The sequence below is a fragment of the Acinetobacter sp. YH12116 genome, from assembly GCF_013418895.1.
GTDB classification, from domain to species: Bacteria; Pseudomonadota; Gammaproteobacteria; order Pseudomonadales; family Moraxellaceae; genus Acinetobacter; species Acinetobacter indicus.
Window position 1 is genome coordinate 45,213 of record NZ_VPBE01000003.1, and the last position, 17,888, is coordinate 63,100.

Annotated in this window: 18 protein-coding genes; 11 read left to right on the forward strand and 7 right to left on the reverse strand. The window is 45.0% G+C overall.

All coding sequences use genetic code 11. The features are described 5' to 3' along the window. Position 1: 1 nt before the first annotated feature. The 7 genes from FTU54_RS02835 (at position 2) to rplS (ending at position 7,018) form a co-directional block, all read left to right on the forward strand. Positions 2 to 3,793: a PilC/PilY family type IV pilus protein gene (locus tag FTU54_RS02835; protein ID WP_257223791.1), complete on the forward strand. Its 3,792-nt coding sequence runs from the start codon at positions 2 to 4 to the stop codon at positions 3,791 to 3,793. Continuing rightward, on the forward strand, positions 3,793 to 4,296 hold the full coding sequence (locus tag FTU54_RS02840; RefSeq protein WP_180074413.1) for a type IV pilin protein: 504 nt from the start codon (positions 3,793 to 3,795) through the stop codon (positions 4,294 to 4,296). The genes FTU54_RS02835 and FTU54_RS02840 overlap by 1 nt, the downstream gene beginning before the upstream one ends. After that, positions 4,290 to 4,721 (forward strand): type IV pilin protein, encoded by a 432-nt coding sequence (locus tag FTU54_RS02845; RefSeq protein ID WP_257233376.1) that lies wholly within the window; start codon positions 4,290 to 4,292, stop codon positions 4,719 to 4,721. The genes FTU54_RS02840 and FTU54_RS02845 overlap by 7 nt, the downstream gene beginning before the upstream one ends. Positions 4,722 to 4,859: 138 nt before the next feature. Further along, entirely contained in the window at positions 4,860 to 5,117 is a 258-nt protein-coding gene (rpsP, locus tag FTU54_RS02850) for a 30S ribosomal protein S16 (protein WP_004809941.1), read from the forward strand. A 28-nt stretch (positions 5,118 to 5,145) separates the two neighbouring features. After that, a complete protein-coding gene (rimM, locus tag FTU54_RS02855) occupies positions 5,146 to 5,694 on the forward strand; it encodes a ribosome maturation factor RimM (RefSeq protein ID WP_168369962.1) in 549 nt (182 codons plus the stop codon). Positions 5,695 to 5,720: 26 nt separating this feature from the next. Further along, a complete protein-coding gene (gene trmD, locus FTU54_RS02860) occupies positions 5,721 to 6,470 on the forward strand; it encodes a tRNA (guanosine(37)-N1)-methyltransferase TrmD (RefSeq protein ID WP_180074417.1) in 750 nt (249 codons plus the stop codon). Positions 6,471 to 6,643: 173 nt separating this feature from the next. Beyond that, complete coding sequence (gene rplS / locus FTU54_RS02865) at positions 6,644 to 7,018, forward strand: 50S ribosomal protein L19 (RefSeq protein WP_168406100.1); 375 nt, start codon at positions 6,644 to 6,646, stop codon at positions 7,016 to 7,018. A gap of 62 nt (positions 7,019 to 7,080) precedes the next feature. Here the strand turns inward: rplS and FTU54_RS02870 are convergent, their stop codons facing one another. The 4 genes from FTU54_RS02870 to FTU54_RS02885 form a co-directional block, all read right to left on the reverse strand. Beyond that, a complete protein-coding gene (locus tag FTU54_RS02870) occupies positions 7,081 to 8,064 on the reverse strand; it encodes a triacylglycerol lipase (RefSeq protein WP_180074419.1) in 984 nt (327 codons plus the stop codon). A 71-nt stretch (positions 8,065 to 8,135) separates the two neighbouring features. Then, positions 8,136 to 9,110, reverse strand: a complete 975-nt coding sequence (locus FTU54_RS02875; RefSeq protein WP_180061487.1) for a triacylglycerol lipase — start codon at positions 9,108 to 9,110, stop codon at positions 8,136 to 8,138. A gap of 87 nt (positions 9,111 to 9,197) precedes the next feature. Beyond that, positions 9,198 to 10,184 (reverse strand): triacylglycerol lipase, encoded by a 987-nt coding sequence (locus FTU54_RS02880; protein ID WP_075174928.1) that lies wholly within the window; start codon positions 10,182 to 10,184, stop codon positions 9,198 to 9,200. A 412-nt stretch (positions 10,185 to 10,596) separates the two neighbouring features. Beyond that, entirely contained in the window at positions 10,597 to 11,625 is a 1,029-nt protein-coding gene (locus FTU54_RS02885; RefSeq protein WP_180074421.1) for a lipase secretion chaperone, read from the reverse strand. A gap of 149 nt (positions 11,626 to 11,774) precedes the next feature. Between FTU54_RS02885 and truB the strand changes: the two genes are divergently transcribed. The 3 genes from truB (at position 11,775) to FTU54_RS02900 (ending at position 14,102) form a co-directional block, all read left to right on the forward strand. After that, a complete protein-coding gene (gene truB / locus FTU54_RS02890; RefSeq protein ID WP_104470236.1) occupies positions 11,775 to 12,680 on the forward strand; it encodes a tRNA pseudouridine(55) synthase TruB in 906 nt (301 codons plus the stop codon). A gap of 36 nt (positions 12,681 to 12,716) precedes the next feature. Continuing rightward, complete coding sequence (locus FTU54_RS02895) at positions 12,717 to 13,484, forward strand: TSUP family transporter (protein ID WP_104473447.1); 768 nt, start codon at positions 12,717 to 12,719, stop codon at positions 13,482 to 13,484. A 159-nt stretch (positions 13,485 to 13,643) separates the two neighbouring features. Beyond that, complete coding sequence (locus tag FTU54_RS02900; RefSeq protein ID WP_075168265.1) at positions 13,644 to 14,102, forward strand: hemerythrin domain-containing protein; 459 nt, start codon at positions 13,644 to 13,646, stop codon at positions 14,100 to 14,102. A 71-nt stretch (positions 14,103 to 14,173) separates the two neighbouring features. On the opposite strand, the gene FTU54_RS02905 is transcribed toward FTU54_RS02900, so the two are convergent. The 3 genes from FTU54_RS02905 to serA all read right to left on the reverse strand — a co-directional run bounded on the left by FTU54_RS02905 (position 14,174) and on the right by serA (position 17,535). Beyond that, positions 14,174 to 15,046, reverse strand: coding sequence for a DMT family transporter (locus tag FTU54_RS02905; RefSeq protein WP_104505691.1), 873 nt, complete (start codon positions 15,044 to 15,046; stop codon positions 14,174 to 14,176). A gap of 146 nt (positions 15,047 to 15,192) precedes the next feature. Next, positions 15,193 to 16,068 carry a DMT family transporter gene (locus tag FTU54_RS02910; RefSeq protein WP_104495342.1) on the reverse strand — a complete coding sequence of 292 codons (876 nt, stop codon included), beginning with the start codon at positions 16,066 to 16,068 and terminating at the stop codon, positions 15,193 to 15,195. A gap of 234 nt (positions 16,069 to 16,302) precedes the next feature. Continuing rightward, on the reverse strand, positions 16,303 to 17,535 hold the full coding sequence (gene serA / locus FTU54_RS02915) for a phosphoglycerate dehydrogenase (RefSeq protein ID WP_005180397.1): 1,233 nt from the start codon (positions 17,533 to 17,535) through the stop codon (positions 16,303 to 16,305). Positions 17,536 to 17,661: 126 nt separating this feature from the next. Between serA and FTU54_RS02920 the strand changes: the two genes are divergently transcribed. Beyond that, positions 17,662 to 17,868: a hypothetical protein gene (locus tag FTU54_RS02920; protein ID WP_127800910.1), complete on the forward strand. Its 207-nt coding sequence runs from the start codon at positions 17,662 to 17,664 to the stop codon at positions 17,866 to 17,868. The last annotated feature ends 20 nt before the right edge of the window (positions 17,869 to 17,888 follow it).

The window sequence follows — 17,888 nt, forward strand, 5'->3', positions numbered from 1 at the left end:
AATGAGATTTATACAGAAAAATTTAAAACAAACTGCCTTAAACAAGGCGAAGTTAACCATATTGGCGGCATCAATCACGACTTTGATTTGTAATAGTGTGAGTGCGAGTGATATTGAAATATATACAGCTCCAACTACAAGTGGTTCTACAACAACCTTAATGATGATGTTGGATGTTTCAGGAAGTATGCGTGTAACTCATCCAACGCCTTCAGTAGCAATGGATGCTTGTGATTTTACTAATCCTCGAAGTTATTATGATTATAAGGTTATTCAGGGGGAAGCAAAAATTGGTGACGTAAAAATAAGTTATGATAGATTTGATTGTAGAACATCCAATAACCGGGGAAACTATTTATATAGAAGTACAGATGAATGGGATGGAAGGAAGTGGGTAACGAAATGGAGATCTTGTAAGACCGCTTCCTGCGGAGGTAATAATACCGGCAGTACTAGTTTAAGTAGCGCTCCAGATGTGACAGAAATGGGCGTTTATCAATCTGATAATGTTAGCTATTATTATAAATTATCCGGGACGCCCTCAGAAACGAAATTTGATCGTATTACACGTTTAAAAGATGCTATGGTACTTTTATTGGTAGGTGGAAAAGATAGTAATAATAATGATGTTCCAAAACTAGATAATAAAATTATACTGGGTTTATCTACTTTAGGTGCTGTTAATGGTACATCAACAAGAAATGCAGGAACAATTGTAGTACCAGCTAGACGGTTGGATGCAGATGTAACTGTGGGTGGAAGAACCATTAAGCAACGGCAACTGATTTTGGAAAAAGTACTGGCTATTAATCCTATTTCAGGTACGCCAACCGCAAATTCCTATGCTGAAACGGCAGCTTATTTATTGGGTAAGAGTACCTCAGGGTTAACTAATACAGGTTTTGATTGGTCTGATTCTTCTACAGATACTAGAACTTCAACTGGATATACTCAACCTGCATCTATTAAATCACAAGTCTCTCTTACTGATGATGCTAAGTCTTGTCATGCGCAAGGGATTTATGTGCTTACTGATGGGGAACCTAATGATTTAGGAAGTAGTAATGATGCTACAGGAACTAGAAGGCTTGTTCGAGCAGCGCTTGATAATAGTTCTTTCTCTTGTGATGGGACAAAAGAAGGATGGGATTGTATTTTTAAATTGAATGAAAATTTAGCAGATAAAACAAAAAATAAATCCAAAGTGGATATACTTACGGCTGTGATCGGTTTTGGTAAAGGATTTACTGTAATTCCAAGCAATGCTCAAACTGAAAGTGAAATTGATACGTATACTTCTATTAGTCAGAACGTAAGAAATACTGCAAAGTGGGGGATAAAAGGGAATGGTGGATGGTATTCAGGCGAGTCCACAGATGATATTGTTGAAAGTTTTAGTAAATTTTTAGGCAAAGTGAAAACGAATATTCCTGGTGTCAGTACAGGTACAGCTACTATCCCTGTAGATGCACTCAATAGTAGTACCATTCAGCCATTTGGATATTTCCCTCAGTTTGTACCAAAAGTAGCACCTACGGATTTACAGCAGACTTGGTATGGCAACCTAAAAAAATATCATGCTGTGAATGGTTCTTTATATGGCACAAAAAATGGCACTCAGCCTGTTATGCAGAAGGATGAAATTAAAAATGTAGCTGATGAATGGAATAATCCAAATTTCACTCCTAATTCAAATGAAGTGGCATTTATGCATGGTGCGTTGAGTCAGTTGATACGAGGATATCGTACTACAACAACTCCGAAAGAGAGATTGATTCTGAGTGATTTTGTTTATAAAGATCAAGCTGAGACAAAAAGCTTAAATTTAAGTACCTATGATGCAGATGCTGGTAAAACCATTTATCAAGCGATTTCGACATCATATAACTTGACTGCAAATGCACCTTATCGCGAAGCATTAATGAATCTATTAGGATATGAAAATGCTCAAGCAGGGGTAAATCTACAAAATTTAGCTACGGATGCAATTTCTAAACAAGTACCACAAATAGGTGCTATTTTACATTCGAAACCGATTTTGTTAACTCAAGAAGGTAAGCCTACAGTAATAAAAGGTGCTGATGGTAAAGTACTCATTGATACAACTAACCGTAAAGATTATATTTTATTTGGCTCTACACAAGGGCTTTTACATGTCTTAGATGCAAAAACGGGTAAAGAAAAATTCGCTTTTCTACCTTATGAAATGATTAAGAAACAAAGTGAAGCATTTAAATATAACGGTGGTGATACAAGAGGAGGTAAATCTAACCTTCACTATGGTATAGATGGAGAATGGACTGCTCATACCACCTATGTAAGTAAGTCTGATGGTACATTGAGTGTAGATGGTGGTAAACGAACCATTGTAAATGACGATAATAAAGAAGAGGAAATTAATCTTAAAGGGAAACAATGGGTATATGGAGGTCTACGCATGGGGGGGCGTAGTTATTATGCTTTAGACCTTACTGATCTAGATGCCCCAAAAGTTAAATTTCATATTGATCCTGAAAATAGCAAGGTTCACTATTTAGATAATAAAGTCACAAAAGAAAAAACAATTACTGAGCTTTCGCATATGGGGCAAAGTTGGTCAAAACCAACATTAGCATATGTAAATTGGCATGGAAGTCGTAAACTCGTCATGATCGTTGGCGGTGGATATGATGAAGGTTATGAGTCACCAACCTATGATCAAGACAGTGCTGATGAGAAAAAAATTGGTGCTGGTGTGTATATGTTCGATGCTGATGATGGCGATTTACTATGGTCAGTAAGTGGGAACTATAGTGCATCTAAAACTGGTGACAGAAATGTCCAGCTAGCCGGTAATGGTGTTGGTATGGATTATAGTATTGTCAGCTCGATTAAAACAGTTGACCGTAATAATGATGGTTTAGTTGATCATCTCTATTTTGGTGATTTGAGAGGTCAGGCCTTCCGAGTCGATTTTAATCCATCAAATACAAAATTTGAATCACAAGTCACTAAAATTTTAGACTTGAAATCTTCAAAACGTAGATTTTACGAGCAGCCTACATTTACGATTCATCATCAGAAGGAGGTCGCTGCTGTAAGTATCGCATCTGGTGATAGAAGTAGCCCGATGTATGGCAAATCTGCTACCGCTTCCACCGCTCATACGCATGATGGTGTATTTGTTGTCTATGACTATGATGTTTTTAGTCATAAATATCCAAATAATAATACACATAATATACGCACTTTAGGGACAACTGGGTTAGGCGGTCATGGCAAGTTAAGATTGTTGGAAAAAAGAGTAGATGCTAGATTAGAAGCGAATAAAAAACCTGTCATAAATAGTAATGTGCAAAACGGTGATGGTGGTTGGTACTACTTATTTGATAAAGAGGAAAATTTGACAGCATCTCCTTTAAAGGATAAGCAAATTTTAAAAAGTTTTGCTCCACTAATTGCTGTTGAAAATGACTTATATGTTCCTGTTTTTGATGCTTCTAAGGCGGGTACAACAGGTAGTTGTAGTGCAGGTGTTGCTGGTGAAACAAGTATTCATCGATTCTGTATGCCATATGGTATTTGTTCAGAAAATATTTTTGTTGCCTTAGGTGCAGGTATTGGTGAGCCAATTATGGGCGGCGGTCGAGATGGTGATAATAGCAAACGCTCGCTCTTTATTTTGAATGAAGATAAAAAAGGTGGCGGTGGTGCTGGTGGAACAGGGGGCACAACACAAATTAAAAACTATGGTGGTGCTTTAAAATTCATTCCAAACCGTTGGTATGAGCAATATGCTCAGGGTGGTGGTTGATGTTTAGCTTTAGGAATGGATTTACGTTGATTGAATTAATGGTAGTTGTTGTAATCGTGGCTATTTTAGCTGCGATTGCATTACCTAGTTATCAACAATATGTTCGAAAAAAAGATATGGCACTGGTACAGCAAGAAATGCTGAAATTGGCAGATCAGTTAGAACGCCATAAAGCTAAAAATTTCTCCTATAAACGTTTTGATCCAAAGTATATGTATGCGGGTGTGAATACCGCATTAAGTTCTGTATATGTACCAGGCGCAGTATCTACACCAAGTTCGAAGTATAAAATTGAAATTAAAGATATAAGTAATTCAACGGAAGTGGACTTACTAACATCGAGCTTAGGTAAAGCATGGTCAATGAAAGCTTCTCCTATAAATTCAAGTGACGCATTGCTTTACACATTTTTAATAACCAGTCATGGTATAAAGTGCAAAGCGAAAGAAGCTGAGAATGTGTCATTTACAGCATGTTCAGGGCAAGGAGCAGAAGATTGGTAGCTAATAAAGGTTTTACGCTTATAGAGCTCATGATAGCTGTGGCTATTGTAGCAATACTGGCTGCAATAGCGTTTCCATCCTATCAAGATTCAGTGAAGAGAACTAAACGTGCAGAAGCACAAGCGGAACTACTAGGTATAGGACAAAAATTAGCAAGTTATAAATTAGCTAATGGTTCTTTCTATGAGGCAAATTTGCAAAATGTTTACGGTGGGAACGTTATTAATAAGTCGGGTTCGATTACTTATAATTTGAGTTTATCTGATACTTCTACAGATCCTACACATACTTGGACATTAACAGCAACACCTGCAGGCTCTCAATTAGGTAATGGTGCTATTACACTAGATTCTAAAGGCAAGCAATGTTGGTTCAAAGATAAAGATGATGCATCAGGGACATGTTTATCTTGGGATGAGAAATAAATTCAAAATTTTGGATAACTAACTTTTGATCTTTCATTCAGGGCAAACTTCGCGTAAAATACTGCCCTCTATGAAAGGGGTTTGAAATGTATCGATGGTCGGTACAGGGATAATCCGTAAAAACTATAAGGTTGTATCATGGTAGTTATTCGTCTTACTCGCGGTGGTGCTAAAAAGCGTCCATTCTATCAAATCGTTGTAACTGATAGCCGCAATCCACGTGACGGTCGTTTCATCGAACGTATCGGTTTCTTCAACCCTACAGCGCAAGGTAAAGCAGAAAAACTTCGTTTAGATGCTGACCGTTTTGCTCACTGGGTAGCACAAGGTGCTCAACCTTCTGAACGTGTTGCTTCTTTAGCTGCTCAAGCGAAGAAAGCTGCAGCTGCTGCATAATTTTAAAGAATTAAGTAGTAGGTAGCCCATGACACCAACACAGAATGTACCCGAAGATCGTATTCAGATTGGACAGCTACGTTCAGCATATGGATTAAATGGGTGGCTCTGGGTCTATTCCAATACAGAACCTATGAGCAACATGTTTGACTACCTGCCTTGGTACATTGAGACCAAAGCAGGTTGGCAAACTGTCGATGTAAAACGTTGGAAACCACATGGCAAAGGCCTGGTTGTTAGCTTAAAAGGTGTGAGCGATCGCACTGCAGCAGACGGTCTGGTTGGCGCAAATATCTGGATTTCAAAATCGCAACTGCCTCAAGCGGGCGTGGATGAGTATTACTGGTCTGATTTAAAAGGTCTAACCGTGTTAGGTCTGGATGATGAGGAACAGGAAGTCAATCTCGGTCAAATCCACGAACTGTTTGAAACAGGCGCTAATGATGTGATGGTGGTTCGCGCAACTGCCGAAAGCATTGATGGCGAAGAGCGTATGATTCCATGGCATAAAGATGTGGTACAACGCGTTGATCTCGAAACAGGTCGTATTTACGTCAATTGGGGCGTAGATTACTAATATTTTTGGAAATACGGGAGTCTGCGATGTTTTTTGCAGTCATTACGCTTTTTCCTGAAATGTTTGAAGCGATTACACGTTTCGGTATTAGCGGGCGCGCAGCACAACGTGATCTGATGCAAATTCATTGTATCAATCCTCGCGATTATGCTGAGGGTAACTACAAACGGGTGGATGAACGTCCATTTGGTGGTGGTCCCGGTATGGTGATGATGGCTGAGCCACTGGCAAAAGCAATCCGCCGTGCCAAAGAACTTGCTCATGAAGCAGGTGCGGTCAACGTACCGGTGGTGTATATGTCACCACAAGGTAAAACCTTAAATGAACCCGCTGTACAAGGATTTGTCCAATATGACGGATTAATTGTGCTGTGTGGCCGTTATGAAGGTGTCGATGAACGTTTAATCCAGAAATATGTCGATCTGGAATGGTCGATTGGGGATTACGTGTTATCGGGCGGTGAACTGCCTGCGATGGTGTTATTAGACAGTATTATCCGGAGACTTCCGGGTGCCATGTCTGATGAACAATCCCATGTACAAGATTCATTTGTGGATGGTCTGTTAGACTGCCCACAATACACCAAGCCTGACCATTTTGAAGGTTTGGATGTGCCTGAGGTACTGAAATCAGGTCATCATGCAAATATTGAAAAATGGCGGTTTTTGCAGCGTTATCAGCGTACACTTGCACGTCGACCTGAATTGGTTGAACAAGTTGAGCTTACGAAGCAGCAGAAAAAATGGCTAAAAGATTTGCCAGAACATAAAGCTTAATTTATGCTCTGCGCACAATGAAAAGCTTGATCTTCGGATTAAGTACTTAAATAGGCTCTTTATGCATTGAAGCGGTCAAGCATAAAGGGAAAGTCAATCGGGTCTATGCGCTTTAGCCTCTAGCCCCAGCGATGATTAGACCTCTTCTAACTCGCACATATTGGAGATACCCCATGAGCGGTAAGCATCCTTTAGTACAAGCTGTAGAAAATGCTCAGCTTAAACAAGACATCCCAGCTTTTGCACCAGGTGACACAGTAGTTGTTTCTGTAAAAGTTAAAGAAGGCGACCGTGAACGTCTACAAGCGTTCGAAGGCGTTGTAATCGCTAAGAAAAACCGTGGTTTGAACTCTGCGTTCACAGTACGTAAAATTTCTAGCGGTGTTGGTGTTGAGCGTGTATTCCAAACTCACTCACCAATCGTTGCTAAAATCGAAGTGAAACGTCGTGGTGACGTTCGTCGTGCTAAACTTTACTACCTACGTGAATTGTCTGGTAAAGCTGCACGTATTCGTGAAAAGTTACCAGCGCGTAAAACTGAAGCTTAATCAGTTTTATCTCGTTGAAAAAATGCGCCCCATGGCGCATTTTTTTATGGCTGTAGACTGGTTTATAGACCTTGCAGTTTGAGCCGGTTGGCATGCTGGCGATAGACCGCGACCGGGTCTGGAGCAAAAGTACCTTTTAAACCGAACAGTAAATTCACTTCATCGAGATGATTCCATGGAAAATCATCCCGAATGGTTTTACCAAATTTGGCGCTACAGACCGAGACAATGCCATCATTGGCACCGCCTTTATGGGCCGAGATTAAATCAAGGACTTTCATAGCAGCATCACCAACATCCAGTGGATTGGTGACTTGCGTATTTCCGGTCATTGAATATAAAGCAATACCCTGATCCTGATATTTGCCTTCACCACAGGGTGTTAAGGATAAGCCCAACTGAAAACGCTGATTAAACTCCGCGGTTCCTTCAATTGAGGTGCTATGACCTGCAGCTAAGGCATTATGCGGCAATGCATTGCCGTCCAGGCCCTGTGCCCACATAATCACTTTGCCAAAACTGCTGATCAGCACATTTAACAGGTCAGAGCTTCCTGTTTGATCGGCAAATTTCATCACGTCGGAGGCCACCACGGTACCCTGATTGGCACCACCGACAGTCAGTACCGAGGCCACCTGGTCAGGCATTACACCTGCGGCATAACGCACCGCATGTGCCCCATGACTATGGCCAATCAGGTTGACTTTTTTCGCTCCGGTGATGGCCATCACCTCCTGGAGCTGGGCCAGATATTGTTCACCCCGGACTTCACTGGAGTTAAACGGTGACATCCGTGCTGCCCAGGCATTGCTGCCGTTACGGGCTAAATCCGGTAGAATCTGATACCAATAGTCCATGCCCAAGATATCGGTACCAATGCGGTTAAACCCGACCATGCCATGGGCAAATACAATCGGATATTGGGTTTGGGCATAAGTCGAGGTCACCCGTTTGCTTTCGGCTTTAATCACATGGCTGACTTGTGCCAGTGCCGTTCCACAGCACAGTACAGTTGTCATAAGCGTAAGTAAAATTTTTATTTTCATAAAATTCCATTTTGCTTCATCATCAAAAATAAAAACCCTGCTCAAAAGAGCAGGGCATATCATCCTCAAATTTACAGGTCTTGTTGTTTTAAACGGTTGGCATGTTGGCGGTAGACACTGACCGGATCTGGAGCGAATACCGCTTTCAGACCCAGAAACTGATTGACTTCATCTAAATGGTTCCAGTTATAGTCATCGCGGATGGTTTTCCCAAACTTGGCACTACAGCGAGAGACCAGACCGTCATTTTCTTTGCCGCCATCAATCAGCAAGCTGGTGATTTTCAGGGCAGAGTCGGGGTCCAGAATATTGGTGACCGTACCAATACCGGTAAAGGAATAATTCACAACCCCATTCTGTTTATAGGCACCTTCACCGCAGGCCGTGGTTGGCATCCCTAGTGGGAATTTCTGGTTAAACTTGGCCGAGCCGGCCAGGGTCAGACTGCTGCCGCCAGCAAGAGAATCATGCGGGAAGCTGTTCGGGTCCAAACCTTGCGCCCAGGTAATGGCTTTGGACACCAGATTGACTGCACCAACCAATGGCCCTTCAACCGGTGTGCCTTCGGCTTTTAAAATCAGGTCGGCCACCGGTGAACCTTTATTCGGTGCACCCACCGCAGTTAAAGATGCCACCTGGTCTGGCATTACCCCGGCCACATAACGAATGGTAGGCCCGCCATGCGAATGGCCAATCAGGTTGACTTTGCCGGCACCGGTCACAGCGAGAATTTCCTCGACTTGCTGTGCCAGCTGCTCGCCACGGACCTCACTGGAGTTAAATGGCGATACCCGGGTGGCCCAGACATTACTGCCGTGGCGCGCCAGATCTGGCAGAATCTGATACCAGTAATCCAGGCCAAAATTGTCGGTCCCCAGGGTAATAAAGCCACTCATACCATGACTAAATACAATCGGATATTTGGTTTTGGCATACTGCGAGCTAACAAAAGGTGCTTTGACCTGGGTGCTGTTTGAGGCGTGCAGCTGTGTGGTGCCGCTCAATACGGTAGCGGCCAGACCGGCGATGAGATATCCATATTTCATTGTTAAATCCTCAGTCTTGTTCTTGTGAGTACAGACCGCTCACGATCTGTACGGTGTTCAGCCTTGTCACCAAGGCAATTTAAAAGTCTAGAGCTGCTGCTGTTTCAGGCGATTGGCATGCTGACGGAACAGTGCCACCGGATCCGGGGCAAAGCGGCCGGTCAGTCCGAACATCATATTGGCCAGATCGGTATGGTTCAGGTTGTAGTTGTCCCGAATCACCTTGCCAATATGCGAGCTGCAACGTGCCACCATGCCGTCATTGTCCTTATTGCCATACGACAGCGGCCCGAGTTGCATCAGGATGGTGTCAATATCCAGCAGATTGGTGGCTTGTGCAGTACCGGTCCAGGAGTAGTAGCGGATCCCGCGATCAACTTCAGCGCCGGCCTGATCACAGTTTGCTGCCAGTGCCGTGGTCGGGAAACGGCGGTTAAAGTCCGCAGAACCGGTTTCGGTCAGGGATTTCATCGAGGCATCAAAGTTGATGGGCATATCTGGCTGTAACTGGGCATAACTGATGAGCGGGGCAATCATATAATCACCGACCAGATTGAAGACGGTACGCAGTGCCGTACTGTTCTGAATATCATCGGCCACTTTAGAGCCGCGGAACGTGCCACCAATACCGGTGACTGAGGCCACATATTCAGGTTTGACCGCCGCCACATAACGTACAGTCGGGCCGCCATGTGAGTGGCCAATCAGATTGACCTTATTTTTGCCCGTAATGGCCAGCACATCTTCCACCTGGTGAATCAGCTGTTCACCACGAAATTCAGTCTGATGTGCCGGAGATAGCTGTGCGGCAAACACAGTGGCGCCGTGACGCGCCAGATCGGGCAAAATCTGGTACCAGTAATCCATATTGAAAGTTTCATTGCCAATTCGCGACCAGCCAAGCCAGCCGTGGGTCATGACAATTGGATATCGGGTTTGGGCATAATGGCTGATGGCGCGTTCCTGAACCTGCAAGACGCCCGGTTCGGCCTGTACGGGTGTGCTTAAGCCAAACAGGGCTGTCGCAAGTAACAGGGCTGAACCCCATGTGGTTTTTTGTTTTAAATGATGCATGACTGATCCTTCATTTCATTTTTTGTTTTATTGATGCAGTACCACCTGTCAAAAATTCCTCCTTTGTCGTGCTTTGCATAAAAATGTGATGATGTCTTCGATTTATATGGAATGATGAGTACTCATCCCGGCAGCCTGCCTGCAAATATGTCATTTCAGGCCAAAATTTATCAATAATTACTGTTTTTATAATGACTTAGTAATTTTAAAATCCATTTTTTAGTATAAATAAACAGTTTTCTTGAAATCGTCATTAGCCATTCGGTTATTTTTTGTAGTTGCCGATAACTGGTTGAGGACGTGCAGGTGAAATGGCAAAGATATTGATAAAAAAATAGGGGGTAGAAGCTTAGTAGAAAGATAAAAATAGACCCATCCACCAAAATAATGGATGAGTCATCTTTAGAGGATGTTATTCGGCAAAAGGCAGTTTACCGCCCTGATCGTGCACTGATTCAAAGGTATCCAGCCGCAGCTGTTCTTGCGGATTATTAAAATACTGTTGACGTAATTCTGCGACTGCCTGCTGTTTGGCGGCATCATTTAGGCCGGCACTGAGAATCTGATCGCGTTCATTTAAATATTGGATGACACGGGTTTTCCAGTGGCTGCGCTCGACATCCAGCTGTTCCAGACGCTGCGTGGCTTCAGGCCCGACCAGATTCAGGCGCATCTGGCGCAGTTCTGTACTGGAGCCACCGCGGGCTTTAATTTCTGCGGTCAGTGCTCTTAAATCTTCCAGCTTGTTGAGCTGTTCCAAGTTAGCCTGCCAGTCTTCCGGTAGTTGCTCAAACAGGGCTTTTAATTTCTGGGCTTTTTCTGCTTCGGAGAGCTGTTTATTGTCCATCACGCTCAGGCGCTCCAGGGTATAGTCATGATAAACATCTTCCACCCCAAACAGACCCTCAATTTCATAGGCCGAGAAAAACTGCTGACGCAGGTTTTTCATGCTAGTAAAAATGCTGCGGTAATATTGCGGACTGTCCGGATCCAGTTGCGGCGGCTGCAATTCCCCCAAACGCTCCCGATAATCCAGATAGCGCTGCCATAAATCCAGAATTTGTCCCAAGGCCGGTTCCTGATGAGTCTGGGCGATATAACGCTGAAAATCCTGACGGATCTGCTCCAGGGTTTTCTCGCCGTATTGGGTAATAAAATATTCAAAACAGTTGCGGGTCTGTTCAGTGACCATCAGCCGGTTACCTGAGTCGAGCTGTAACTGGCAGTTAATTTCAGTATCCTGCTGACTGGGACTTAAAAAGGACAGGGTTGCAGAGCTGTTTGGACTGCTCACGGGTAGAGACGAGGTTGCAGATGTACGCGCTGTGGCGGCCTGTGCATGACCGGGGGATGGTGGCGAATGGGGAATTAACCAGTAAATAATGCCCACCACCGCTATGGTGATCAGGCCCAACCAGAGCCATAATTTATGTTTTTGCATTCCTATGCACCTGTTTTTCCATTGTATTTATTTTAGGTTTTCGGTTCGGCCTCAATATGCCATAAAAATGACATTGTTTTATAGAAAAGTTGTAAAGCTTGTGCTCAGGTTGCTACCATGGCGCAGTTTAGAATTGTCCGATTTTTGCCATGAAAGCATCTTCTCCTAAAATTCAGCGTCGTCCTGTGCATGGCGTATTTTTATTGAATAAACCCCTGGGTATCAGCTCCAATGCTGCGCTGCAAAAGGTGCGCTGGCTGTATCGTGCGCAAAAAGCCGGACATACCGGTGCTTTAGATCCGTTGGCCTCTGGTTTATTGCCAATCTGTCTGGGCGAGGCGACCAAGTTTTCGCATTTTCTTTTGGATTCGACCAAGCGTTACCAGACCACCATTCAGCTGGGACATAGCACCACCACCGGTGATGTTGAAGGTGAAGTGCTGTTAGAGGCTGCGGTACCGGCATTGACTGAAGAAAACATTTTAACCGTCCTGGCGCAATTTACTGGTGATATTCAGCAGGTACCGCCGATGTATTCAGCGCTAAAAAAAGAAGGCCGTCCCTTATATGAGTTGGCCCGTAAAGGCATTGAAATTGAACGGGATGCGCGTCCCATCAGTATTTATGCGCTGGAGCTGTTAGGGTTTACCGACGATAGCATTACCCTGGATGTGACTTGTTCCAAAGGCACCTATATTCGTGTACTCGGTGAAGATATTGCCAAGGCGCTCGGCAGCTATGGGCATCTGACCTATTTGCACCGTATTCAGACCGGGCATTTTGATCTGATCCCAAGCTACACCCTGGACTATCTGGAAAGCCTGAGCGAAGCCGAGCGTGAAGCGCTGTTGCTGCCGGTTTATGCCCCGATTGAGCATTTTCCACAGGTACAGGTGCCAGAAGGCCGGGCCGAATATTTTTGTCGCGGCATGGAAAGTAATATTGACCATGCGGCGGCAACTCAGGTATTGGTATTTGAGGGCGAGAAATGTTTAGGGCTGGCGGAAATTACCGATAAAAAACGTCTGGTACCAAAACGGGTCCTGAATCTCTAATTTTCATCTGCACTGAGGCCACAGGATTGCCCCGATATGGATATTGAAATCGTCATCAGCCTCGTGATTTTTGCCTTCTGTGCCGGTGCAATTGATGCCGCGGTTGGTGGTGGCGGCCTGATCCAGATTCCGGCGATTATGGGCGCAATGCCGCAACTGGCGCCGGCCACGGTGTTTGGCACCAACAAACTGGCTTCCATTTGTGGCACTGCTTCGGCGGCCTTTTCTTTTTTACGCAAAGTGCAGCTGTCCTGGAAATTGCTGGGCGTGATCGGGCTATGTGCCTTTCTCAGCTCTTTCGTTGGCGCAGCCTGCGTGTCAATGATTCCGACCGATATTTTGCGGCCCTTTGTGCTGCTGATGCTAATCGTGATTGCCATCTACACCTTCATGAAAAAGCAGTTTGGCCAGCTGCATGTGCAGCAGACTTTAAACCGCAAAATGTTGCTCCTGGCGGCGTTGGGCAGTGTGCTGATTGGTTTTTATGATGGTATTTTTGGCCCCGGCACGGGCAGCTTTTTTATTTTCTATTTTATTCGTTATTTACAGGTCGATTTTTTGCATGCCTCGGCCTTGTCGAAAATTGCCAATTTTATGACCAATCTGGCAGCGCTGAGTTTCTTTATTCCCACGGGGCATGTGCTGTTTATGGTCGGGGCGATGATGGCACTGGCTAATATTACCGGTTCTCTGGTCGGGGTACGTCTGGCCTTTAAATATGGCAGCGGCTTTATCCGGATTGTATTTCTGATCCTGGTTAGTGTGCTGATTGTACGCATGGCCTATCAGATGTTCTGGTTGTAAATCATTCTCATTATTAAAATTTCCCATACAAATTGCTGCAGGAACCGTCGCACGGGCTTGGCGTATAGTGAATGCTTAGCCTGACCTGTCTGCTTAACAATAATGATGCAACCCGTTGTCGGGTGTTTAAATTTTGGCATTTGAAAGGGTAATAACAACATGAATATTTTTGAAGCACTGCGTGAAAGCCATGAAATACAGCGTGATCTGGCCGAGCGTTTAATCCAGACCTCGGGGGATACACCAGAACGCCGCGAGCTGTTTGATCAACTGAAAAATGAATTATTCGCCCATGCTGTGGCCGAAGACCGTTATTTTTATATTCCACTAATGATGACCGATTCCGGGCTGAACATTACCCGGCATGCGCTGGCAGAACATCATGAAATGGATGAGCTGCTGGAAAAACTGACCGAAACCGAATTTAGCAATCCGGGCTGGCTGGCGATTGCCAAGCAGCTGTCTGAAAAAGTGCATCATCATTTGCAGGAAGAAGAACATGGCTTTTTCCAGCAGGCCGGGAAAATTTTGGAAGAGCGCCAGAAAACCGAGCTGGCCAAACAGTATTTAAATGAATACGGCAAATATAAAGCCATTCAAAAAGACAGTCTGGTCTAAATTCAGGACTTAAAAAAGATGGCTCTCTTGGCCATCTTTTTTTATTCATCTTGTTTGATCTTTCTTTTTGCTTAAGGGCTGATGGTTTTTTTGCGGCTGGCTCTTAGAGTCACGCCCACGGAGGCCAGCATCACGCAGAATAAAGCGACCCATTGCAACAGGCTGATCTGTTCACCGAGTAACACCAGACCGGTTAGCGCGGCCAGTGCCGGCGATAAACTGGACAGGGTGCCATAACTGAGCTTGCTTAAATGCTGTAAGGCTTTCAGGTCCAGTGCATACGGAATGGCGGTGGCCAAAATGGCAATGGCGATAGCTTTGCCCCAGTACTGGGTATCAACCAGGGCCGCGGCATTGTGATACAGACCAATGGGTAACAGGGTCAGCGCAGCCAGACTAATGGCAATGGTGAGGGCATGCATGCCAATATTCTGCTGCACCACGCGCTGCCCGAAATAAATGTAGAGGGCCCAGCAAAAGCCGGCACCCAGCGCACAGAGGGCACCAAAGACCGAGAAATTGTCACTGTTGGCCTGTCCCCAAGGCACCATCAGCGCAATTCCCAAAATGGCTAAAAGCACCCAGATATAATCACTGCGCTGTTTAATCGAGAGCAGAGCCAGTCCCAGCGGGCCAATAAATTCCAGACCAACCGCAATCCCTTGTGGCAATTTGCCCAGCGACATATAGAACAGCACATTCATCAGACATAAAGCGGCGCTATAGCAGAGCAGATCCCGCCATTTTAAAAAGGACAGCCGGGAAATAATCTTCCAGGAACGGAACATCAGGCAGATAATAATGGCGGCAAAGCACAACCGTAAAATGGTCACGGTAAGCGGATCGAGCACCTCAAACAGTTGTTTGGCAAAGGAGGCACTAATCTGGTACGAGGTCATGGACAGCACCATGAACAGTACCGACAGCAGTTGAGCATTTTGCATAAGCGCACCACCAACACCGGAAGGTGTCAGCATATTGGGGAGATGCTGCTGATTATAGCAATTTGCTTAAATTTTGATGAGTAGCCGGTCAAAATAAATTCCAGCATTACACAGCAGGAAGCTCAGTCTGGCCAGATCCGCACCGTTTAACTGGACTGCTGTTTGCGCTGCTGCACGGTATAGGTACAACCAATGGAGGCGGCAATAATGGTGCTTAAGGCCAGCCATTGATTCCAGAGCAACTGTTCGCCCAAAAAGACAAAACCGGAGAGCGCGGCAATGGCCGGTTCCATGCTCATCAGTGTACCGAAACTGAGTGCAGTCAGGTTGCGAAGTGCAATCATTTCCAGACTAAAGGGCAAGGCGCTGGCCAGAACTGCCAAGGCAATAAAATAGATGAAATTGCCTGGTTCAAATACGCTAACAGGCAGACCATCCCATAAGGCAATGGGTAATAAAATCAGGGTACCGACTAGCATACCCAGACAGACCGTATGATTCCCGGATACACCCGACGGTTTTTGTCCAGCCACAATATATAAGGCCCAGCAGGCACCGGCGCCTAAGGCAAACAACACGCCCAAGCCATCGAGCGGCTGCGCGGTCTGATCAAAGGGAAATAGCAGCACCAGCCCGACAATGGCGAGGCCGACCCAAATAAAGTCGAATTTGCGCCGGGCATAAAACAGCGCCACGCTTAATGGCCCGATAAACTCAAACGATACCGCAATCCCCAGCGGCAGGCGGTCAATCGCCAGATAAAACAGCATGTTCATGCCGGCCAGTGCTGCGCCGTAGCTGAAAATCGCCGGCCAGCGTATGGCTTTGGGCTGAATGTTCCAGAGCTGAAAAATCAGCATCAGCACCAGCGCGCTCAGCAGCAGCCGCATGGCTGAAACGGTCAGAATCGGAAACTGATCAAATAGCAGCTTGGCCATGGAGCCACTGCTTTGCAGGCTGAGCATGGCAATCAGCAACAACAGCACAGCGCGGAGATGCGGCACATTTTGAAGTATCGACATAACTGAAATGGGCTGGTGGGGAGAGTAGGGCGATCATCAGATCAATAGCCGCTAGCATAGCATGAACAGATGACGCTTCCATGTCGTGGCTGCGTAAGTGGCCAGCAGACAAACTAGGGGCTTATGCACGATTTCAAAAGAACATGAAATAAGGATTGCGTATTGTTTTCAAAGCGGGAAATAAAAAACCACAGCACAAGGGCTGTGGTTTTGGGTGTCACTGTCTAATTGAAATTAGAACAGAACACGTACACGGATAGTGCCTTCAACATCATGCAGCATATCCAGTGCTTCTTGAGATGCAGTTGCATCCACATCCATCACCAGATAACCGACATCACCTTTGGTCATTAAAGATTGACCCGAAATGTTGATGCCTTGCTCAGCAAACAGGTTGTTGATTTTAGACAATACGCCTGGAATGTTTTTATGAATGTGCAGTAAACGGTGTTTACCTTCAGTCAATGGCAAGGCAATTTCAGGGAAGTTCACTGCAGACAGGGTCATACCCTTGTCAGAATAAGCCACAAATTTCTCAGCCACTTCCAGACCAATGTTGGCTTGCGCTTCCATGGTTGAACCGCCCACGTGTGGAGTCAGGATCACATTGTCCAGACCGCGCAGTGGAGAAACGAATTCTTCACCATTGGCTTTCGGCTCTTTCGGGAATACGTCAACCGCAGCACCAGCCAGATGACCTGATTTAATTGCATCTGCCAGATCTTCAATAATGACACAGGTACCACGTGCCGCATTCAGGAAGATCGCGCCTTCTTTCATTTGTGCAAACTGTTCTTTGCCCATAAAGTTACGGGTTGATGGAACGTCTGGCACGTGTAGCGATACCACGTCTGCATTGGCCAGCAATTCAGCCAAAGAACCGACCTGGCGCGCATTACCCATTGGCAGTTTGGTCACTGCATCATAATAGATCACATGCATACCCAGGCTTTCAGCAAGCACAGACAGTTGCGAACCAATTGAACCGTAACCCACAATACCTAAAGTCTTACCGCGTGTTTCAAAAGAACCCGCTGCAGATTTTTCCCAGCCACCGCGGTGACATGATGCCGATTTGGCTGGTACGCCACGAAGCAGCAGAATCAGTTCAGCAAGGACCAGTTCCGCAACAGAACGGGTATTTGAATATGGTGCGTTAAATACTGGAATACCACGTACCATGGCTGCATTTAAATCGACTTGGTTGGTTCCGATACAGAAACAGCCAACCGCGATCAGCTTGTTCGCAGCTTCAAAGATTTCTTCAGTTAATTGCGTACGTGAACGAATACCAATGAAGTGTGCATCTTTGACCGCTTCTTTCAGCGCTTCACCCTCAAGCGCAGTTTTACGGTAGTCGATGTTGGTATATCCGGCAGCATTTAACGTGTCGATGGCATTTTGGTGAACGCCCTCTAACAACAGGAAACGAATTTTATCTTTAGGTAGTGAAAGATGTTGGCTCATTACGGCTCCGCTACAAAGGCCAAATTTAGTGGCAGTATCATATCATAGGAGCGGGCAGGAGATACATTCCATTTATGGCTGATCGGTCTGCTATTTCTGTAGAAAATATAAACGCAGGATTCATTTTTGGTTGAATTAACTCTGTATTTTCAAAGCTATATTATCAAAATGATGGTTTTTCTCAGGTTTTACAGAAAAATCGCTTATAATAGCCCCAGACGGCAAAAACCAGGCTCAGGCTGTTGGTTTCTTGCCCGTTTTTTATCTTTTACTGTGCTTTGGCATGACTTTAAAATGTACAGCGCCAGTCCGGATAAATCTCTTCTTGTTTAATTCTTGCCAGGTCTGCAAAC

What these genes read in the sequence shown, in the direction of transcription:
- FTU54_RS02870 (WP_180074419.1), bottom strand. Translation starts at nt 8,064, where the DNA reads ATGAAAATAAAAATTTTACTTACGCTTATGACAACTGTACTGTGCTGT.
- rplS (WP_168406100.1), top strand. Translation starts at nt 6,644, where the DNA reads ATGAGCGGTAAGCATCCTTTAGTACAAGCTGTAGAAAATGCTCAGCTT.
- FTU54_RS02840 (WP_180074413.1), top strand. Translation starts at nt 3,793, where the DNA reads ATGTTTAGCTTTAGGAATGGATTTACGTTGATTGAATTAATGGTAGTT.
- trmD (WP_180074417.1), top strand. Translation starts at nt 5,721, where the DNA reads ATGTTTTTTGCAGTCATTACGCTTTTTCCTGAAATGTTTGAAGCGATT.
- FTU54_RS02885 (WP_180074421.1), bottom strand. Translation starts at nt 11,625, where the DNA reads ATGCAAAAACATAAATTATGGCTCTGGTTGGGCCTGATCACCATAGCG.
- FTU54_RS02905 (WP_104505691.1), bottom strand. Translation starts at nt 15,046, where the DNA reads ATGCAAAATGCTCAACTGCTGTCGGTACTGTTCATGGTGCTGTCCATG.
- FTU54_RS02900 (WP_075168265.1), top strand. Translation starts at nt 13,644, where the DNA reads ATGAATATTTTTGAAGCACTGCGTGAAAGCCATGAAATACAGCGTGAT.
- rpsP (WP_004809941.1), top strand. Translation starts at nt 4,860, where the DNA reads ATGGTAGTTATTCGTCTTACTCGCGGTGGTGCTAAAAAGCGTCCATTC.
- rimM (WP_168369962.1), top strand. Translation starts at nt 5,146, where the DNA reads ATGACACCAACACAGAATGTACCCGAAGATCGTATTCAGATTGGACAG.
- truB (WP_104470236.1), top strand. Translation starts at nt 11,775, where the DNA reads ATGAAAGCATCTTCTCCTAAAATTCAGCGTCGTCCTGTGCATGGCGTA.
- serA (WP_005180397.1), bottom strand. Translation starts at nt 17,535, where the DNA reads ATGAGCCAACATCTTTCACTACCTAAAGATAAAATTCGTTTCCTGTTG.
- FTU54_RS02835 (WP_257223791.1), top strand. Translation starts at nt 2, where the DNA reads ATGAGATTTATACAGAAAAATTTAAAACAAACTGCCTTAAACAAGGCG.
- FTU54_RS02910 (WP_104495342.1), bottom strand. Translation starts at nt 16,068, where the DNA reads ATGTCGATACTTCAAAATGTGCCGCATCTCCGCGCTGTGCTGTTGTTG.
- FTU54_RS02875 (WP_180061487.1), bottom strand. Translation starts at nt 9,110, where the DNA reads ATGAAATATGGATATCTCATCGCCGGTCTGGCCGCTACCGTATTGAGC.
- FTU54_RS02880 (WP_075174928.1), bottom strand. Translation starts at nt 10,184, where the DNA reads ATGCATCATTTAAAACAAAAAACCACATGGGGTTCAGCCCTGTTACTT.
- FTU54_RS02895 (WP_104473447.1), top strand. Translation starts at nt 12,717, where the DNA reads ATGGATATTGAAATCGTCATCAGCCTCGTGATTTTTGCCTTCTGTGCC.